At 69.9% G+C, this 18,651-nt stretch carries 16 protein-coding genes and 1 pseudogene; 12 read left to right on the top strand and 5 right to left on the bottom strand.

The features are described 5' to 3' along the window. The first annotated feature begins 275 nt into the window (after positions 1-275). A complete protein-coding gene (locus NUT86_RS36035) occupies positions 276-827 on the top strand; it encodes a DUF4142 domain-containing protein (protein WP_274739561.1) in 552 nt (183 codons plus the stop codon). Then, positions 800-946 carry a hypothetical protein gene (locus NUT86_RS36030; protein ID WP_274739560.1) on the top strand — a complete coding sequence of 49 codons (147 nt, stop codon included), beginning with the start codon at positions 800-802 and terminating at the stop codon, positions 944-946. Before NUT86_RS36035 ends, NUT86_RS36030 begins: the two co-directional genes overlap by 28 nt. 94 nt (positions 947-1,040) lie before the next feature. Here the strand turns inward: NUT86_RS36030 and NUT86_RS36025 are convergent, their stop codons facing one another. Further along, positions 1,041-2,180: a substrate-binding domain-containing protein gene (locus NUT86_RS36025; protein WP_274739558.1), complete on the bottom strand. Its 1,140-nt coding sequence runs from the start codon at positions 2,178-2,180 to the stop codon at positions 1,041-1,043. 554 nt (positions 2,181-2,734) lie between these two features. Between NUT86_RS36025 and NUT86_RS36020 the strand changes: the two genes are divergently transcribed. The 7 genes from NUT86_RS36020 to NUT86_RS35990 all read left to right on the top strand — a co-directional run bounded on the left by NUT86_RS36020 (position 2,735) and on the right by NUT86_RS35990 (position 12,241). Then, positions 2,735-5,110 carry an ATP-binding protein gene (locus NUT86_RS36020; protein ID WP_401849920.1) on the top strand — a complete coding sequence of 792 codons (2,376 nt, stop codon included), beginning with the start codon at positions 2,735-2,737 and terminating at the stop codon, positions 5,108-5,110. 25 nt (positions 5,111-5,135) lie between these two features. Next, the gene (locus NUT86_RS36015) at positions 5,136-5,567 is read left to right on the top strand and encodes a roadblock/LC7 domain-containing protein (protein ID WP_018088646.1); all 432 of its coding nucleotides are present in this window, start codon (positions 5,136-5,138) and stop codon (positions 5,565-5,567) included. A 153-nt stretch (positions 5,568-5,720) separates the two neighbouring features. Then, positions 5,721-6,134 (top strand): DUF742 domain-containing protein, encoded by a 414-nt coding sequence (locus tag NUT86_RS36010; RefSeq protein ID WP_018088645.1) that lies wholly within the window; start codon positions 5,721-5,723, stop codon positions 6,132-6,134. Further along, a complete protein-coding gene (locus NUT86_RS36005; protein ID WP_159484697.1) occupies positions 6,082-6,696 on the top strand; it encodes a GTP-binding protein in 615 nt (204 codons plus the stop codon). Before NUT86_RS36010 ends, NUT86_RS36005 begins: the two co-directional genes overlap by 53 nt. 269 nt (positions 6,697-6,965) lie before the next feature. Continuing rightward, positions 6,966-8,723 (top strand): PKD domain-containing protein, encoded by a 1,758-nt coding sequence (locus NUT86_RS36000; RefSeq protein WP_274739555.1) that lies wholly within the window; start codon positions 6,966-6,968, stop codon positions 8,721-8,723. Between the two features lie 322 nt (positions 8,724-9,045). Continuing rightward, entirely contained in the window at positions 9,046-10,005 is a 960-nt protein-coding gene (locus tag NUT86_RS35995) for a LysR substrate-binding domain-containing protein (protein WP_026169457.1), read from the top strand. Between the two features lie 229 nt (positions 10,006-10,234). After that, positions 10,235-12,241 carry a collagenase gene (locus tag NUT86_RS35990; RefSeq protein ID WP_018088641.1) on the top strand — a complete coding sequence of 669 codons (2,007 nt, stop codon included), beginning with the start codon at positions 10,235-10,237 and terminating at the stop codon, positions 12,239-12,241. A gap of 59 nt (positions 12,242-12,300) precedes the next feature. Here NUT86_RS35990 and NUT86_RS35985 read toward each other — a convergent pair whose 3' ends face one another. The 4 genes and pseudogenes from NUT86_RS35985 to NUT86_RS35970 form a co-directional block, all read right to left on the bottom strand. Continuing rightward, positions 12,301-13,347: an NAD(P)H-dependent flavin oxidoreductase gene (locus NUT86_RS35985; protein WP_274739553.1), complete on the bottom strand. Its 1,047-nt coding sequence runs from the start codon at positions 13,345-13,347 to the stop codon at positions 12,301-12,303. Between the two features lie 131 nt (positions 13,348-13,478). Beyond that, positions 13,479-13,727, bottom strand: coding sequence for a hypothetical protein (locus NUT86_RS35980; RefSeq protein WP_018088639.1), 249 nt, complete (start codon positions 13,725-13,727; stop codon positions 13,479-13,481). An 85-nt stretch (positions 13,728-13,812) separates the two neighbouring features. Beyond that, positions 13,813-14,556 (bottom strand): DUF4232 domain-containing protein, encoded by a 744-nt coding sequence (locus NUT86_RS35975; RefSeq protein WP_266445028.1) that lies wholly within the window; start codon positions 14,554-14,556, stop codon positions 13,813-13,815. Positions 14,557-14,716: 160 nt separating this feature from the next. Further along, a pseudogene (locus tag NUT86_RS35970) lies at positions 14,717-15,008 on the bottom strand (hemin ABC transporter ATP-binding protein); the annotation flags it as partial. A 274-nt stretch (positions 15,009-15,282) separates the two neighbouring features. Here NUT86_RS35970 and NUT86_RS35965 point away from each other — a divergent pair. The 3 genes from NUT86_RS35965 to NUT86_RS35955 all read left to right on the top strand — a co-directional run bounded on the left by NUT86_RS35965 (position 15,283) and on the right by NUT86_RS35955 (position 18,513). Next, positions 15,283-16,344 carry a PP2C family protein-serine/threonine phosphatase gene (locus NUT86_RS35965; RefSeq protein WP_018088637.1) on the top strand — a complete coding sequence of 354 codons (1,062 nt, stop codon included), beginning with the start codon at positions 15,283-15,285 and terminating at the stop codon, positions 16,342-16,344. Positions 16,345-16,385: 41 nt separating this feature from the next. Beyond that, the gene (locus NUT86_RS35960) at positions 16,386-16,787 is read left to right on the top strand and encodes a hypothetical protein (protein ID WP_274739550.1); all 402 of its coding nucleotides are present in this window, start codon (positions 16,386-16,388) and stop codon (positions 16,785-16,787) included. A gap of 481 nt (positions 16,788-17,268) precedes the next feature. Next, positions 17,269-18,513 (top strand): GNAT family N-acetyltransferase, encoded by a 1,245-nt coding sequence (locus NUT86_RS35955; protein ID WP_274739547.1) that lies wholly within the window; start codon positions 17,269-17,271, stop codon positions 18,511-18,513. Positions 18,514-18,651 lie beyond the last annotated feature (138 nt).

Here is an 18,651-nt window from a genome sequence, read left to right as displayed (position 1 = left end):
CGGGCCGTGGGACAGCCATGTCCATGCGGTGCGCTCGGCGTTGCGGCTCCCCGGGGCGCCGGCCATCCCTTGCACCTTCCGGCAGTGGCACCCGGAATCCTGGGCGTACGAAGGAAGCGCGGCATCGTAACTCATCGTCGCCAACCGCTCCCTGGATTTGAGCATCGGCGCTGAATCGGCTTCTTTGCTCAATGCAATGGTTAGCGTGACCGTGCCCCAACAGCCCCATGGGCGACAGCGCTCCGGCGACCCTCGCGCGCAATCCAGGAGGCATGATGAAATCTCACGCACGGAAATCGCAGCCCACATCGAGCCGTGGCCGTCTGATAGCCGCCACGGTCGCTCTCATCGCTGCCATCGCGACCGTATCCGTGTGGCTCTCCCAACGGAACAGCTCCGCCGACGAGCCGGCCTCCGCCCATGCCCCTGCCGCGAGAGCGCCCCTGGCCGGTCCTGGGGGAGGGAATACCGGCGCGGTCGGTGCCCTGGACAAGACCTTCCTCACCAAGGTCCGGCAAGCGGGGCTGTGGGAGATGCCGGCGGGCCGGCTCGCCCAGACGCACGCATCCAGCGAGGCCATCAAGCGCGCCGGTATGCATCTGCTCGAAGGGCACAGCAAGCTCGACCAGCTGGCCCGTGAGGACTCCGAGGCGCTGAACGTGCCCATCCCCGACGAGGCCACCGCCGAACAACAGGGCTGGGTGGACCAGTTGGAGAAGGCCCGGGGCAAGGAGTTCGACCAGATCTTCGTGGACCTGCTCCGCGCTCCCACGGCAAGATCTTCATCACCATCGGCGAGGTGCGCGCCACCACCAAGAACTCCTTGATCCGGCGGCTGGCCACTCAGACCAACAACACCGTCCAGGACCACATGGAGGTACTGGAGGACACCGGACTGGTCACCGACGCCACCCTCGACGACGTGGCCTCGACCGTTCCCAAGTAATCATTCCCGGTGGCCATTCCCGGTGAAGTTCCCCAAGTGGCCATCCGTTGACGTGACATGAGCGGCGGCCGGGAATCCGCGCCGGCCGGTGACCTCAATCGCCCCAGATCTTGCGGTACGCCTGGCGGTAGCCCTCGGAGTCCCAGGACAGTGCACCGCCACTGTTGGCGGCCGTGGCGATGTGGACGGGGGCGACGTACCCGCTCTCCGGGGCGTCGGAGAACGCGCGGTTGAACTCGTCGACGATCTGCCAGCCCTGTTCGGAGAGCGGCTCGGGCACGGTGGCGGCCTGGAACTCCTTGCCGTTGACGCGCTGGAAGGCCGACGGGTCGCCGTCACCGGCACCTATGTTGAACGGGGCTCCGGCGCCGTCCTTGCCCGCGGCGCGCAGCGCGGGGGCGGCGTGCTGGAAATACAGGTCGTTGATGGCGGCGGAATAGGTCCACTTGCGGCCGAAACGGGACAGCAGGGAGCGGACTTCCCCGATGGACCGCCTATTGACCTGGGGAATGGGCATGTTGGTGTAGCTCAGCAGCTTGGTGCCGGAGCAGGTGGCGAGTTCCTTCTTGATCAGGTCGGACTTGCGCTTCGCGAAGGGCACCGTGGCGTCGGTGAACAGGACGACGCCCGCGCGTCCGTTGGACCGGGCGATGATCCAGTCGGCGCTGATCTTCGCGACGTCCTCGACCCGCGAGGTGATGTTGCTGAAGAGCTGCGGATCCTTACTGGGTCCGGGAGCCGGGGCCGCGTGCCAGCCGATCAGCGGAATTCCCTCAGAGTTTGCCTTCTTGACCTCCGCAGCGGCGACCCCGGGGTCAAAACCGCTGATGACGATGCCGTCCGGCTTGAGGCGGAGGGCCCGCTTGAAGGCGGCCCGGAGACCCTCGGGCGTGCCCTCGCCATTGAGGGTGCGGGCCTGCCACCCGACGATCTTGGCGGCTTCCTGGACGCCTCGGGCGACTCCGGCGACTCCGGGATTCGTCAGGGTCTGGGCGATGTAGACGACGCTCTTGCCGTGGACGGCCTTCGGCCCGGTGGTGGGACCCCTCCAGGGCGCGTTGACCGCCTCGGCCTTCTTGACCGCTTGCTTGGCCCGGGAGAGGGCGGTGGGGCATCCGGGCGTGGCGGAGCTCCGGTGGGACTCGGCGCCGCCGGCACCGGATTCGCAGCCGGATGCGGTGGCCATGACCAGGAGTGCGGCGGCGGTCACGGCCGCCTTGCGGGTGGGGTGCACGGTTTCCTCGCAGGGCAGGATGAGGATACGGGTCGGTCTGGGGGAGACAGAGTACGGGTGGCGAGGCACGGCGGTGCAGCCACCATCGGGAAGGTCCGGCGCCTGCCGCCGACACCGGGCCCGGTGAGGAACCAGCCGGTTGGCACGCTTCCCCTACGGACACCGGCCTATCGGCCGAATGGCATTCCACAAGCAAGGAACGGGCCAAACATGACAAAGAGTTGAATACCGTTTGGCCATTGATCGTCATGTGTTGCATGCGCGTGCGCAGGCGGTAATGTTCACGGCCGGTCGGACATGTGGCGCAATCCTTTCGCTCGCAATTGGGGCGAAATCCATAAGCGTCACGTTTCCCCATCGTCGGCGGTCGGCAACAACACCACCTCGGTCACCGCTCAGGAGCACGTCGCAAGGAGGCCTGGGTGTCTGTGGACACAGTGGACCCGCCACACGAACCGGACCGGTCCCGGCGTTCACCGTTGAGGCCGACATTCCGTCATCAGGCGGGCGCCCTCCTGGACCGATGGCCGTTCCGGCGGAAACTCAACGTTCTGGTGATCGCGCCGGTCGCGGTCGTCGGCGTGCTGCTGGCCATCGGCGTCAACAACCAGATGGACAAGGCCCGGGACGCCGACCGGACCGCGGCGCTGGTGCGCGACAGCGAGCAGGTCACCAGGCTGATCAACGACGTCCAGGCCGAACACCGGCAGGCCCTGCTGCTGTCCGTGGAGCAGGAGTCGGTCCGGCCGGGCGACGCCCTGCCCTCCACCGCCGACTACCGCCGGACCCAGCAGACCACCGACGAACAGGTCACCGCCGTGCGTTCGGCGTTCGGGCCGGGCCTGCCGAAGGACGAGGCTCGGGCCCTCGACTACATCCGGAGCCTTGCGGTGCTGCGCGACAAGGTCGAGCGGGGCTCGGTTCCGGCCGCCGGTATCGACCCCGCGTACGCCGCCGCGGTCGGCTACCTGATCGACGGCATCGGGCTCGACCGCTTCATCGGCACCTCGTCGTCCTCGGTCACCAATCTCCTAGACACCGTGCTGCGCGCCGACGCCGCCCACGCGTCCTTCGAGAGCGGGGTCTTCTCGGCCCAGACCCGGGATGCCAACGCGCTCACCGAGTACACCCGTGCGGCCGGCGCCCACCACCTCTACGACGAACAGGCGGAACGCTTCGGCAGGATCGCCGACCCGGACCAGGTGCTGCGCCTGGGCGGGATCGAGCGGGATGCCGAGGAGAACGGCATCGAGGCCCAGTTCGCGGAGCTCCAGATCGATCCGGGCTCCCTGCAGGGCCAGTCCCCGCAGCAGCTGCGCAAGGCGATCGCCGCCGGCACCCGGCAGGCCGAGGCCCGCCTCGACATCACCCGGACCCTGATCGACCAGATCGCCGCCCGGGCCGACAGTCTCTCCACGGACGCCCTGCGCAACGCGCTGGCGATGCTCGGCCTCGCCCTGCTCGGCTTCGCCTCCTGGCTGACGTTCTCCGTCCTGGTCCGGCGCTCGGTCGTCCGCCCCCTGACGGCCCTGACCGGCGCCGCCCAGCAGGTGGTCGACGTGGCCGGCGGGGAACTCGCCAAGGTCGAGGACGATGAGTCCCCGGAGCGCACCCCGCTGCAGCCGCGGCCGATCCCCGTCCCGGTCCACGACGAGATCGGCCACCTGGCCGAGGCCTTCAACCAGGTGCAGATCACCGCCGCGGCGCTGCTGGAGCGACAGGTGCTCAGCCGCCGCAACGTCGCCGAGATGTTCGGCAACGTCGGACGCCGGGTCAGCAACCTCACCTCACGCCAGCTCATGCTGATCGACGCCGTGGAACGCGAGGAGACCGACCCCGACGTCCTGGAGCGGATGTACCGCATCGACCACATCGCCGTACGCCTCCAGCGCAACGCCGACAGCCTGATGCTGCTCGCCGGAATCCGGGACCCCGAGGTGGAGGCCCGGCCGACCACCCTGGTCAATGTCATCCGGGCAGGGCTCGGCCAGATCGAGGGCTACCAGCGGGTGTCCCTGCGGTCCGAGACCGAGGTCACCGTCGGCCCCGACATCGTCGACGATCTGACGCTGATGCTCGCCGAACTGCTGGAGAACGCGGTCTCGTTCTCCCCGTCCGACACCCCCGTCGAGGTGGTCGTGCGGCCCGGCACCGACATCACCTCGGACGGTGGTGCGCTGATCGAGATCATCGACCACGGCCTCGGGATGAGCGCGGAGCGCCTCGACGAGGAGAACTCCCGGCTGGTCCACCGGGAGCGGCTCGACCTCGTACCGACCAAGGTCCTCGGCCTGTTCGTGGTGGGAAACCTCGCCCGGCGCTCGGGCATCCGGGTCACCCTGAGCCGTACGCCGGGCGGCGGGGTCACCGGCACCGTCTGGCTCCCCTCCGCACTGCTGCTGGCCGTGCACCCCGCCGCCACACCGTCCGCGGCGGCGGAGGTGGCCGGGCCCGATTCCGTATCGGAGCACCAGGCCACGCCCGAGCAGGAACCCACCGCGCCCGAGCCCGACCCCGAGCAGGCCGCCGCCACTCCCCTGCCGGTGCGGACGCCCGCCGCCACGCCCGAGCGACGGCCCGCCGCCGCCCCCTCGCGGCCGGGCGAACTCCCCCGGCGCCTCCCGCACCGCACGGACGCGGAGCGGACCGCCTCCGCCTCCGCGTCAGAGCCGCGGCCGGCGGACGCCGCCCGCCCGCTGCGACGGCGGGTACGCGGCGCGACGCTCAACATGACCACCCCGACGGCCGACCGAGAGGCCCAGGCCGCGCGCCGGCCTGTCGACGCCGACGCGGTCCGTTCGGAGCTCGACGAATTCGAAGCCGCCGTACGCAGGGCGGAGCAAGAAAGTGCTCCCGCCCCGAGGGACTCAGCGCCCTCGTCACACCAGCAACCCCGGAAGGAGTCGGGCAGTGACGACGCCGACAGGTAAGAGCAGTTCCGAGCGGGCGGAACCCATGGATCTGACCGCCGCCGCGGCCGACTTCACCTGGCTGCTCGACCGGTTCGCCACCCAGACCGCCGGCGTCGTCGACGCCATCGCGGTGTCCTCCGACGGCCTGCTGATCGCGGTCTCCCAACTGCGCGAGCAGGCCGACTCCGAGCGGCTCGCGGCGATCGTGTCGGGCGTCACGAGTCTGGCCGCCGGTGCGTCCGGCAACTACGGCCTCGGCGGCCTCAACAAGGTCATCATCGACCTGGAGGGCGGCCATGTGCTGGTGTCGGCCATCGGCTGCGGTGCCGTCCTCGGCGTGGTGACCTCGAAGGAGGCGAAGCTCGGCAACATCGCCTACGAGATGACCCTCTTCGCCAACCGGGCCGGGAGCGCGCTCACCCCCCAACTGGTCCTGGAGCTCAAGAAAAACGCCGGTGCCGCACCGGCCCGCTGACCCGTCCCCCACCGCGGAGGCAGGGAAACAGCCGCTGAGAAGAGGATCATGATGGCCGCCGGTGAACCAGGACCGGACGAGGGTGGGGGTCCCCCCTGCGCATGGGGGTCCCCCCGCTCGAGCGGAGCCGAGAGTGGGGGAAGAGCCGAGAGCTTGGGGGAGGGCAGCGCCCCGGATCCGTCGGAGCCGGTCGGCCGTGCTCCCGCGATCCGGCCCTTCCTGCTGACCGCCGGCCGGGTGGCGGGTGGCTCCGGCCCACCGCTCCCGGTCGAGACCCAGATCGTGGCAACCTCGTCCGGGCTCGCCGTGCTGCGCTCGCTCGCCTTCGAACGGCACGACATCGTGGCCGCCTGCCGACGGCCGCAGTCGGTGGCCGAACTGGCCGCGCACCTGCACCTCCACCTCAATGTGGTCCGGGTGCTGGCGGAGGACCTGCGCGCCGCCGGGCATCTGGCGGTCCACGTCCCGAACGCCGGCACAACCCAGGACATTTCCGTACTGCGAAGGGTTATTGATGGTCTCCGTGCCGTCCCCGACTCACGGGACACACTCCGTGACAGCGGTTGAACAGCCGCCGGTACCGGTCAAGTTGGTCATCGCCGGCGGCTTCGGCGTCGGCAAGACCACGGCCGTCGGCTCGATCTCCGAGATCCGGCCGCTGACCACGGAGGCCGCCATCACCGAGGTCGCGGCAGGCGTGGACGACCTCACCCACACCCCCGACAAGACCACCACCACGGTCGCCATGGACTTCGGCTGCATCACCATCGACCCGACGCTGAAGCTCTATCTGTTCGGCACACCGGGCCAGGACCGGTTCGGGTTCATGTGGGACGACGTGGTCGAGGGCGCCCTCGGCGGTCTGGTCATCGTGGACACCCGCCGTCTGGACGACTGTTACGCGGCAGTGGACTACTTCGAGCACAAGGGCATCCCGTTCGCCGTCGCCGTCAACGCGTTCGACGGCGAGGTCCACCACAACCTCGACGAGGTGCGGTGGGCGCTGGACGTCTCCGACCATGTACCGCTGGTCGTCTTCGACGCGCGCAACACGGGTTCGGTCCGGGACGCCCTGCTGGTCGTACTCGAAGTCGCCCTGTCCCGCGCGGAGAACACCACGGCGGGCTGACTCCCGGGGCCGCACCGCGACGGGCGGCTCCCTGCGCCGCGGCCCGTAACTACAGGTAAGTGATCAGTTTCACTCGGTACGGAACCCCGCCCGCGGTCCATACCGCCCTCCCGGCTGCCATCATCCCTACCGATGCGGAATTCAGCTGGTTCCGCACGGACCTAAATGACAGCGAAAACAGGGGTGTTGGCGTGAAACCAGGGTGGTCGCGGTGGACCGGTCGACGGCGGGCGGGCACCGGCGCGGGTTCCGTTCCGCGTGGGCCGGGGGTGGCCCGCCGCTCATCGGCGGCGCGGCGTTTCGCGGCGGCCGGCGCGGCCGCCGTGCTCCTCGGCCAGCTCCTCCTCGGCGGGAACCCCGCCGCGGCACAGGCCGTCGCCCTGCCGGGTTCGGCGTTCCCCCTCGTCCTCGATGTGGACATGACGCCGAATCCGGTGTGCAGCGGAGCCGTGCACGGCCGGGTGCAGGTCTACGACCCCGCGGCGGCGAAGGCCGGAGCCACCGTGGAGTGGCGCGTGCGCGCCGGTGCGAAGCAGCTGGCCGACGGGCACCTCGCCATGACCTCCCGCATCGGCACGGCGGAGTTCCGCATTCCCTACGACCGGGTGCCGGCAACCGAGACCGCCCTGCAGATCGACGCCCGCATCGCCGCCTCGCCCGGGGGCCATGCGCCCGGCCGCTACGGCAAGGTCTGGCGGGACACGATTCGCCGGGGGTGCGACCCGGTGCGGGTGGCAGCCGTCGGTGACTCCGTGGTCTGGGGACAGGGCCTGGACCACGACCAGAAGTTCTCCTATCTGACCGGGCAGTCGCTGGGCCGTGAGACCGGCCGGGGCCATCAGCTCATGGACTACTCGATCTCCGGCGCGGTGCTCGACGCGCCCGGGCTGCCCGCGGGCAACAAGGACGCGGCCTGTCTGCACCGGACCGAGAAGCAGGACCCGGACGGCGACGGGGAGATGGAGTTCGGCGAGGTCACCCAGCAAATGCCGGATGTGTTCTGCCAATTGGAAAAGGCGGGCGCACAGGCACGGGCGGGCGGCTACGGTCTCGATGCGGTCGTGATCAACGGGTGCATCAACGACCTCGATCCCTTCTTCGGTATCGGCGTCGGTATCACCCCCGGCTCGAAGAACCTGCCCGAGGCGGTGCGGCGCGAGTGCTCCGGCATCGGCGCGGCCCCGGAGAACCCGGCCAAGGACGTGCCCTATTTCAGCGGGGCGAAGGTCGGATACGGCGGACGCGGGATGCGGGCGGCGATCGAGAAGGCACATTCCCTGCCGGGGCGGCCGAAGGTGATCGTGGCCGACTTCTACTACGCGCTGAGCCGCAGCAGTTCTCCGATCCCGGTCAAGACCTGCTCGACCCCGGGAGTCACCGCGGCACGGCTGACCTCCTGCAAGGGCGCCCTCGGCAGGGTGGCCGAGCGCTACGAGCAGTACACACAACTGGCCAATGCCGCCTACCACCAGGCGGCGGCCGCCGCCAACAAGGCGTCCTCGGACGGTCCCTATGCGGTCGCGGCGGACGGACTGTTCACCGTGGACAATGCCGTTCTCACCCCGGACTCCAAGGTCTGGTCCACTCCGGTCACCGACCCGGCGTTCCCGCTGCGCACCCGGGCCTGCCCCGAGCTCAGCTCGACTCCGGCGCAGTGTCTGAGCGCGGCCGTCGGGCACCCCGACATCGCGGGTGCCCGCCAGTACGCCGATTCTTTTCTCCTCAACCCGAGTGTCCGGAAGTGGTTTCACCTCCCCCGGCAGGGGCCGCAGGCACAGCTGAAGGTCCCGGCGAAGGCGCACGTCGGCAGTAAGGTGCCCCTGACGGTGACGGTGGACGGAAAGCCGCCCGCCGCCGGGTACCGCTACCACTGGTACTTCGGCGACGGTACGCAGCAGGAGACGGACCAGCCGGCCGTCACCCACGCCTACGACCATCCGGGGCCCTGGCTGCCACGGCTCGTGATGACCGGCCCGGAGGGCAAGAAGGTCCTGGTCGAGGCCACCCGCGCGCTCACCGCGGACTGACGGCTCGTTCCAAGGGGGGCGGCTCGCACACGCGGGCCGCCCCCCTTCGCGCTGCCCACACCGAAGCGGCCGATGACGCCGCACCGACCACCCTCCCGGCGGGGGCTCCCCTGCCGGCTGGGGCTCTCCTCCCAACAGGGGCTCTCCTGCCGCCTCCGGAACCTCGGATGTCCGCGAAGCGCGCCCGGCCCTGGCGCGAGCGGGCAGAGAACGATGAGGTGGGCTTCCACGCCGAACTGCCGAACGAGGGCCATGTGCCCGCCGCCCCGCGGTGGCACCGGACGGTTCGGACAGGAGCAGCGCGGACGGGAGGACTGCGGGCATGGAGTTGGAGCTTCGGCACCTGAGAGTGCTGTGTGCGATCGCCGACGCCGGGAGCGTGGGCCGGGCCGCCTCGGACCTGGGGTACTCACAGCCCGCCATGAGCACCCAACTCCGGCGCATCGAGCAGTACTTCGGCAACCCGCTGTTCGAGCGGAACACCTCCGGGGTGGAGCTGACGCGGTACGGCACGGAGGTCCTGGCTCAGGCCCGGGACGTCCTGGCCCGCGCGGCGGCGATCGGACGCCGGCCGGCCGCGGACCGTGCACGGACACGCCGCCCTCTCCGCCTGGCCACGACCAATTCACCGGTCCTGGCCGGCATGCTCATCCGGCTCCGGAGCCAACTGCCCGATCTCACACTCACGGTGAGCAGTGTGTATCCGTCCTCGGAGAGCGTCGAACTCCTGGAGCACGGTGAGGTGGACGCCGCGATCGCCGCGGACTACCCCGGACGTGAACTGCGGCATTCGGCCGCCGTGGCGCACCGCGGGATCGTCACCGAGCCGTCGTTCGTCGCCCTGCCGGCCGGGCACCGGCTCCGGCACTGTCCAGAGGTGGCGCTCGCCGACCTGGCCGACGACGCGTGGTTCCTGACCCCGGACGACGGGGCCGGCTGGCCGGGAGTGTTCTACGCGGCCTGCCGGGCGGCCGGGTTCACCCCGGCGGCGGTCCACGAATTCCTGGGCGACCAGCAGCAGTTACAGAACATGATCGCTGAAGGCATCGGCGTCTCCATCGTGCAGGCGACCCTCCGGCCGATCCCCGACGTCCTCGTCAAACCATTGGTCGGCACCCCCCTGTGGTGCCGTTATGTGCTGGCCTGGCGACGCGAGAGCGTTACCGACGAGACAGCGGACACGCTGTTCGGCTCCGCCGCCGCGGCCTACCGGGCTCTCATCGCCCAGTCTCCGCACTTCCGGACCTGGGCCTCCCGGACCTGGAGCGTGACCAGACCGTAGCGCGGGGGCGGGCGCCCACACCCATATCTTCGTCAACTACCCCACACCAAACCGCCGTTGGTGCCGCCCTCCTCCTCATCCACCGCCCCGACCTTCAGCCCCGGGTGTTATGACGAATGCGCCTCAGGTGCTATGTCACACCTTATTGCCGCCCGTCAGTGGGCGCTGAGATGGTGCCACTCACGCCTCAGCTCAATCCCGAGGCGCATCTGTCCACGAAGGAGCATGGATGCGCTACCGCTTCCCCCTGCCCAGATGTGTGGCCGGCGGACTGGCCGCCTGCCTCGCCACGGCCGGTCTGCTGGCCGCGCCGGCACTGGCGGCGCCACGCTCGCCGGATGCCGACGGGGCCGTCACCGCGTCCCGGACCACCCACCACCCCGTCCCCCCGATCACCGGCCCGACAGCCGGCGCGAACGAAAGGCCCGCACTGCAGGGCCGGCCGCGCGGCGTCGCCCAACTCCCCCCGCTCAGCGCGAAGAATCCCCCCACTTCTTCGACTGCGGCGGCGCGACACAAGAACGGCACGAAGCACGGTGCCGCGGCCTCCTGCACCCCGTCCGACTTCGGCAGCCGTACCGGATCCGAACTGGTCACGTTCGTCCAGGCGTCGACCACGGACTGCGTCAACACCCTGTTCAGCGTCACCGGCAAAGACGCGCACGACGTCTTCCGCGAGGACCAGATGGTCACCATCGCCCACGCCTTCCAGAGCGGGGCGACCGCGTATCCCGGTGACAACTCGGGCAACGTGCTGCAGCTCGTACTGTTCCTGCGCGCCGGCTATTACGTGCAGTCCAACCATCAGGACGATGTCGGCGACTACGGCCCGACCCTGGCAGCGGCCAGCCAAGGCGGGCTGGACGCCTTCCTCTCCAACTCGCACTCCAAGGACGTCACTTCGGGCAACGGCGATGTCCTGAGCGAGGTCATCATCCTCACGGACAGCGCCAACGAGCAGGCCCGCTACCTGAACACCTACAAGCAGGTGCTCAGCGGCTACAACAGCTCCTACGACGACATCCCCAGCATGCTGGCCGCCGTCAACGACGTCTACACGCCTCTCTGGCGCGGGAACTGGAACCCCGACTACGTCAAGGCGGTCACCGCCGATCCCAGCATCGTCGACACCCTCAACACCTTCGCGCTCGACCACCTGGACATGCTGGGCACCGACAATTCCTACCTCGACTCCAACGCCGGGATGAACGTCGCGCGGTACGTCGAGCACCCGGCCCTCAAGGACAAGGTCCGGCCGCTCATGAAGGGCCTGCTGGACGCCTCGAAGATCACCGGTCCGACCGCTCCCCTGTGGGTCACCGTCGCTTCCCAGGCCGACGCCTACGACCAGGCCAACTGCTCGTACTTCGGGGTCTGCGACCTGTCCGGCCAGCTGACCAAAGCAGCACTGCCGATCACCCACACCTGCGACGCGACACACACCGTCAAGGCGCAGTCGCTGACGCCCGAGGAGCTCGAAACCACCTGCGCCAGCGTCCTGGGCCAGGGCTCGTACGTCCGCGACCTGGTGAAGAACAACGGCCCGATCCCCGGCCAGTACGAGTCGACCATCCAGCTCATCGTGTTCGGCAGCCGCAACGACTACCAGACCTACGCCGGGGCCATCTACGGCGTCGACACCAACAACGGCGGCATCACGATGATCGGGGACCCGACCAAGCCCGACAACCAGCCCATGTCCCTGATGTACCAGCGGAGCGACGACAACGGCTTCCCGGCCCGGATCTGGAACCTCAACCACGAGTACACGCACTACCTCGACGCCCGTGACGACATGAAGGGCGACTTCGGCCAGCAGACGTCGGTCCCGGACATCTGGTGGATCGAGGGCCTCGGCGAGTACGTCTCGTACAGCTACCGCAAGATCACCGACAACGAGGCGGTCACCGAGGCCGGCAAGCACACCTACAAGCTGAGCACGCTGTTCCAGAGCACCTACGACAACAGCGATGTGACCCGCACCTATCCCTGGGGCTACCTCGCGGTCCGCTACATGTTCGAAAAGCACCCCGAGGACATCGCCACCATGCTCAGCCACTTCCGCACCGGCGACTACGCCGGCGGCTACGCCGTCTACAACACCGACATCGGCACCCGCTACGACGCCGACTTCGACGCCTGGCTCACCACCTGCGCCAACGGCGCCTGCGCCGCCAAGCCAGCCCCGACCACCACACCTCCGTCACAGCGGCCTCCGGCCCGACCGTCCACCTGACAGGCAGCGTCGGCCCCGGAGCTTCCGGCTCCGGGGCCGAGCGATACCGAGAACCGGGATCAAACGCCCCTGAGGGCTGCGGCACGAGCGGCGATGTCGGCCACGATGCGGCCCGCCGGAGCGACGTCATGGACGAGTCCGGCGCTCTGGCCCGCGTAGAGGGCAAGAGCTTCCAAATCGCCTGACATGCCGGGCACGGGGACCATGTCCTCGTAGCGCGACCAAGTCCGACCGTCGGCGCTGCCGGCCAGCACAGCGCCTTCACCAGGACGGTTCGGCGCGGCGGGACGGCCCGCGGCCTCCCAGGCGCTGAGGGTGGAGTTGCGCAGTGCCCGATGCGGGGCGTCGGGCCAGCCTCCGTCGAAGCACCGCGTGTGCACCGCGTCCTGGGGCGCCGCCCGGATCACGGCCTGGCGGTAGACCTCGTGTGTGGCCGCCTCGCACGCCGTCAGGAATCGGGTGCCCAGCCATCCGGCCTGGGCCCCGAGGGCCAGTACGGCGGCGAGCCCGCGCCCGTCGGCGATGCCGCCGGCCGCGATGACGGGCACCGGGTGTACGGCGTCCACGACGGCGGGAACGAGCGCCATCGTGGTGGCCTCCCCGCGCACGTGACCGCCTGCTTCACACCCCTGGGCCACGATCACATCGACGCCTGCGGCAACGGCGCGTTCAGCCTCGGAGACGGAACCGACGGTGTGGAGGTGAACGGCACCGGCCGAGCGCGCCCGTTCGGCGACGGCCGAGGGATCCCCCCAGAACGTCGAGATGATCGGCACGCCTTCCGCCAGGCAGGCATCGAGGATCTCGTCGACCGGGAAGTCCAGCACCAAGTTCACAGCGAAGGGCCTCGGCGTCAACCGCCGAACCTCCCGGATCCGACGCACCGCCTCGTCCGCGGTGACCCACGTCAGAGCGAGGGTTCCGAGCCCACCCGCCTCCGCCACCGCAGCCACCAGATCCGTCGTGACCGCGGACCCGATGGGCGCCTGCACCACGGGCACCTCGATTCCCAACTGCCGGCACAGAGGCGTGGTTAACGGCGTCACGTTGCCCTCCCCAAGCGTTTCGGTTTCCGAATCACTGGGCGATCTTAATTTTTCGGCCACCGGAACACCAGGGGTTGAAGACGGCCGCCGGCCTGGTGATGCGGATGGCTCGCTGCAGAGCGGAAGGTCCGCTGCCCCGGTGTGTCACACCGGGGCAGCGGACCTTCTTGGCGCAGGGGCGGTGGTGGCGGTCAGCGGTTGTAGATGGCCATGATGGGGTTGCTGTCGTCGCACCACACCTCGTGGTATCCGTTCGCCTGGGCTTGCGGGAGTTCCGTCGCTTCGCACTCCGCCTTCGAGGGGTACCTCTCGGCACCGACGGGGACCCAGCCATCGCCGGGGGGAGGGGCGGCGGAGGCGGTGGTGGCGGTCAGCGGAATGGCGACCGCTGCGGCACCGACAGCGAGACCGACACCGATTCGAGTACGCCACGACTTCATGGTGATCTCCTTGCTTGTCTTTCACGTTCTGAGCTGGTCCTGCTCAGAGATGTTCTCGGCTCCTGTCCAGGGAGCGCCGAGGTGGTCAGCCGATGGGGTTGACGAAGGTGGCCGGGTGGGTGGCGCTCCGCTGGTCGACGAGCGTGCCCCAGGGCCACTTCAGGGTGAGCGCGGTGGTCTCGTTCGGCGGGGTGACAACCGCAAAGGCGGGCTGGTAGAAGCCCTTCTCTTCCTTGGTCAGGGCCAGGTTGATCGTGAAGTCGGTGCTGTCCCCAGGCTTCAGGGTGATCGAGCTGAACTTCTTCGACGAGCGGGCCAGCGACCAGCGCTCGCCGCCGTTCTCGGACTTGAGATCCACGCCCGGGAAGCCGCCGATCTTGCAGGTGCTGCTGCCCTTGTTGGTCAGCACGATGCTGGTGGTCGTCGAGCCGCCCGCGTTCGGGTCCGGGACCGCATCGCCGCCCGTGGCGAACGACGCCTTCAGGCCGGAAGTGTGGCAGCGCTGGACGCCCGAGCCCGCCCCGGCACCGTTGGCGGCACCCCCGCTGCCCGACTGCTTGGCCGCTGCGCCCGCCTTGCTGTCGGCCTTGCTGTCGGCCTTGGCACCGGGGCCCGCCTGCGCATCGGAGCCCTGCGCTCCGGTGGAGGAGCCCGCCCCGCTGGACTCGGCGGCGGCCTCCGTGTCCGTGTGGTCCGCGGGCCTCACGCCGGTGGCGTCCGAGCCGGAGCAGGCGGTCAGGGTGAGGCCGGCGGCTGCGGTCAGGGCCGCGGCGGCCATGCGCAGGGTGCGGCGACGACGAGCGGTGCGGACAGTGGTGCTGGAGCTCATTACGGGTCCCCCGGGTCAGTGGTGTCGTTGTTCCCTCGGTACGTCCCCCACTCTGGTCGGGGCCACTATCGCGAAGCTGCCGCTCCGCTAACGCCCGGCTAACACGGCTGTGAGTAGTGGAAGGACGCCACGGAAAACCCGAAGAACCAGGCCGCGCCGCCTAGTTGGGGAACACGCAGCCGCTTGCCGGAACCAGGGGCGGGTGTGCGATCACCACCTCGACCGGTTGGCGGTAGACGCGGGAGAGCAGCTCCGCGGTGAAGACCTCGACCGGGGGCCCTGTGCGGCGATCTGTCCGTCGTGGAGCACCGCCGTGCGGTCCGCACAGGCTGCGGCCAGTCCAGGCCCAGGTCGTGCAGCACCACCACGACCCCGTCACCGCCTGCCGCCCGCTCCCTGCAGATCCTGAGTACCCATTCCTGGTGGCGCAGGTCCAGCAGCGCCAGCACCTCGCCGCTCGCACGGCCAGATGCCGCCACCACCCCATCGACGAAGGACGCGGGCGGCGAGAGCAGCCACCCGATCGCCTCGGCGGAGCCCGACCACTCTGCGCGGTCTCGGCACCTTCGCCCAGCAGGGTGCACCGTCCGGGCGCAGGCGGCCGACTCCGACTGACGAGAGCGCCATGTCCCGCTCTGCGTAGATATCCTCCGAAGTGTGATCAAAACTGGACGGCTGCGCCTCCGTCGTCGCCACGGCCGGGGGCCACTTACTCTGCTGTCTCCGGTGATCCTGACCGTGGTCATCGCCGGCCTGGCGTACGCCACTCCCCCGGAACTGGCTTTCAGCCGGCTCCTGCCCGCGGCACCGGCCCTCGCCGCCGCCATGTGGCCCGTGCTCCCCACCGTCCTGCTGGGGACGGTCTGCCTTCTCCTCATGATCGGCCTCGGCATCGTGTTCCCCGACCTGGGGACGTGGTGGACGGCGGCGGGGGTCGTCGCCGTGACCGTGGCGGCCGCGTACGGAAGTCATGTCCGGCTCCGGCGGGAGCAGACCCTGTTCCAGGTCCGGCTCGTCGCCGACACGGCGCAGCAGGTGGTCCTGAGCCCGATGCCGCGCCGCTTCGGGGGCATCGAGATCGAGGCGCTGTATCTCGCGGCCGCGGCGGAGGCCAGTATCGGCGGCGACTTCTACGAGGTGGTCGACACGGAGTACGGGGTGCGGCTGCTCATCGGCGATGTGCGGGGCAAGGGTCTGCCGGCGGTGGGCACGGCCGCGGCGATGGTCAACTGCTTCCGGGAGGCAGCCTACGACGAGGCCGACCTGGTCGATGTCGCCCGTCGCCTGGAGGCCAGCAGCACCCGTTACAACGCCGCCTTTCCTCCCGAGGGCCTGATGGAGCGCTTCGCCACCGCCCTGCTCGCCGAGATCCCGCATGGGGGCGGCAGTATCGGAATCCTCAACTGCGGACATCCCCCGCCGCTGCTCCTGAACCACGGGGAAGTCCGCGCCCTGGAGCCCACCGCTCCCTCGCCGCTGCTCAACCTCGCGGAGCTGATCGGTGATCACTACAGCATCGACACCTTCGACTTCGCCCCTGGCGACCTGCTGTTCCTCTATACCGATGGTGTCGCCGAGGCTCGCGACCTCGACGGCGAGTTCTTCCCGCTGGCGGCCTGGCTGCGCCGGCAGACCCCGGGACGGCCCGGCGAACTGATCAACGCTCTTCACCATGACCTCCTCCACCACAGCAGAGAAAGCCTCGACGACGACATCGCCGCCCTCGCCGTCCGCTTGTGCGCCTCTCCGGAGCCGCCGCCTGACGGTCAGAGGAATCAGCCCGCTTAGCCTGGATCCACCGGCCCCATCATCCTGCCTACGCCGGGGTGGTGTGGCACGCGCTGCTGATCGCCCTGATCGTCTGGCAGCACACCGCGCAGCCGTACCGGACCGACGGCGGCATCCGCCTCGATGTGCTCGACCCGGGCCTGTGGTCGGGCTGGATCTGGCCGATCCTGGCCGGGCTCGTCGGTCTCGTGACGCTCGACGCGATCCGGGCGGTACGGGCGTGGACGCGTGCACTGGCGGTCTGGAGCGTCTGCGCCGAGGCGGCCTTCGCGCTGCCGCTGGCGTGGGTCCTGCATCGGCAGGAATGCTTCAACCCGGCCTTCCTGTCCGACGTCAACGGCGGCTGGCAGACCCCGGACTCCTTCTACACCGTGGCGGTGGCGGGGGTCCTGGCGGTGGGTGCGGGCGAGGTCGTGAAACGGTTCCGCGAGGCGCGGGGCTGAGTCCGCTCCTTCCGCGGGCGCTGCGGAGCAACGCCCTGCGAGTCGCCCCCGGCACCGCAGATCTGACATGGCTGTAGTGGGATGAGGCGACGCGCGCCGGCCGCCGGGCCGGGAGGGCAGCATCCGACGGAGGCCGTGCGAGCGTGCGCCGGGACAGTTCGTGATCCAGCCGGCCCGCGCATGCGGATGACCGGGCGGGCCGACTGGCTGACACGTAGCCGGTGCTGCCGGTTTACATGGCAAGGTCAGCGGGATCGCAGAAGGCTCGGGCCGCTCCCTGGAAGACGAGGCACCGTCTCGCATCGCCCGCCGATCCAGCCGGCGTCGGCCGGGCCGGGCCGGAACCAGGCTGGGACCAAGCTGTGCGGTGACCGGCTGCGGGCCCGGCCGTAATTCGCTTGCCCTGGCCATGGGTCAACGCTGCACTGTGGCCGGACACCACGGGTCGTGGTGCCGGTATTTCGAGGAGGCAGCGGCGGCAATGGAGATTCGTTCCACGACCGATGAGGACCTTGACGTCTTCGTCGACACAGTCCATGCCGCGTTCGGGCGCTTCCCGGAAACCCCGGTCGAGGGCGGCGGGCTCTGGTGGTCGGCACTCGAAATGGACCGCGGCCTGCTCGCCCTGACGGCGGACGGGCGGCCCGTCGGCACCGCCGCCGCGCACTCCTTCGAGCTCACCCTGCCCGGTGAGACCCTCGTCCCGGCCGCCGGCGTGACCGCCGTCGGCGTCCTGCCCTCGCACCGTCGCCAGGGCGTGCTCAGCGCGATGATGCGACATCAGCTCACCGAGCTGCGGACCCGCGGGGAGTTCCTCTCCGTGCTGCTGGCCTCTGAGGCCCCGATCTACGGCAGGTTCGGCTACGGACCGGCGACCTACACGGCGCGGCTGACGGTGCCGCGCCACAAGGCCGCCCTCGCCGTTCCCCGGGCGCGCGCAGGGGCCGACGCACCAGCGGCCGGCTCGGACAACGGCTCGGACAACGGCTCGGTCGAGGTGCTGCGTCGTGCCGAGTGCGGAGAGATTCTGGAAGAGGTCTACGACCGGTATCGCCGCACCCAGCCCGGCGCGCTGTCCCGGCCGCACCACTGGTGGGCCCGGCGCGCGGGGCAGCCCCCTATCGCGCCGGCGCCGCGCTATGTCGCCGTTCACCGTGACGCCGACGGCGTCCCCGACGGGTACGCCAGCTACTCGATCGGCGAGTCCCAGACCTTGACGGTCGACGAGACCATCGCCACCGACGACGCCGTCTTCACGGCCCTGGCCCGGTTCGTACTCGGACACGACCTGGTCTCTCAGGTCGTGTTCAAGCACGTCCCGCCCGAGCACCCGCTGCGCTGGCAGTTCGCGGACTTCCGCGCCGGCGAGGTGAGTGGCGACACCGACTGGCTCTGGGTGCGGCTGCTGGACGTCCCGCGTGCTCTGACCGCGCGCGGCTGGTTCATGGACGGCGAGCTCGTCCTCGACGTCGAGGACCCGTTCCTCGGCGAGCACGGCCGCTACCTGCTGACCGTCCGGGACAGCAAGGCCGACTGCGTCCCGACGGACCGGGAGCCCGACCTGTCCCTGGACGTGAGCGACCTGGGCTCGGTCTACCTCGGCGGCACCGCCCCGAGCACACTCGTACGTGCCGGACACATCCGGGCCCACCGCCCGGGCGCGGCCGCCCTCGCTGACGCCCTCTTCCGCGCCGAACGCTCCCCGCACTGCCTGCACTGGTTCTGACGCTGGAGGTCTGACGCTGGTTCTGACGTCTGACGCTGATGCTGATGCTGATGCTGATGCTGATGCTGATGCTGATGCTGACCGCGCGCTCGGCTACCCATTCCGACCGCAGTCTCGTCGTGCTACAGAGATTCGCGC

It is taken from the genome of Streptomyces sp. G7(2002) (genome assembly GCF_028870195.1).
Lineage (GTDB): Bacteria > Actinomycetota > Actinomycetes > Streptomycetales > Streptomycetaceae > Streptomyces > Streptomyces nigrescens.
The sequence above is the reverse complement of the archived record's forward strand: the minus strand, read 5'-3'. Positions and strand labels throughout refer to the sequence as shown.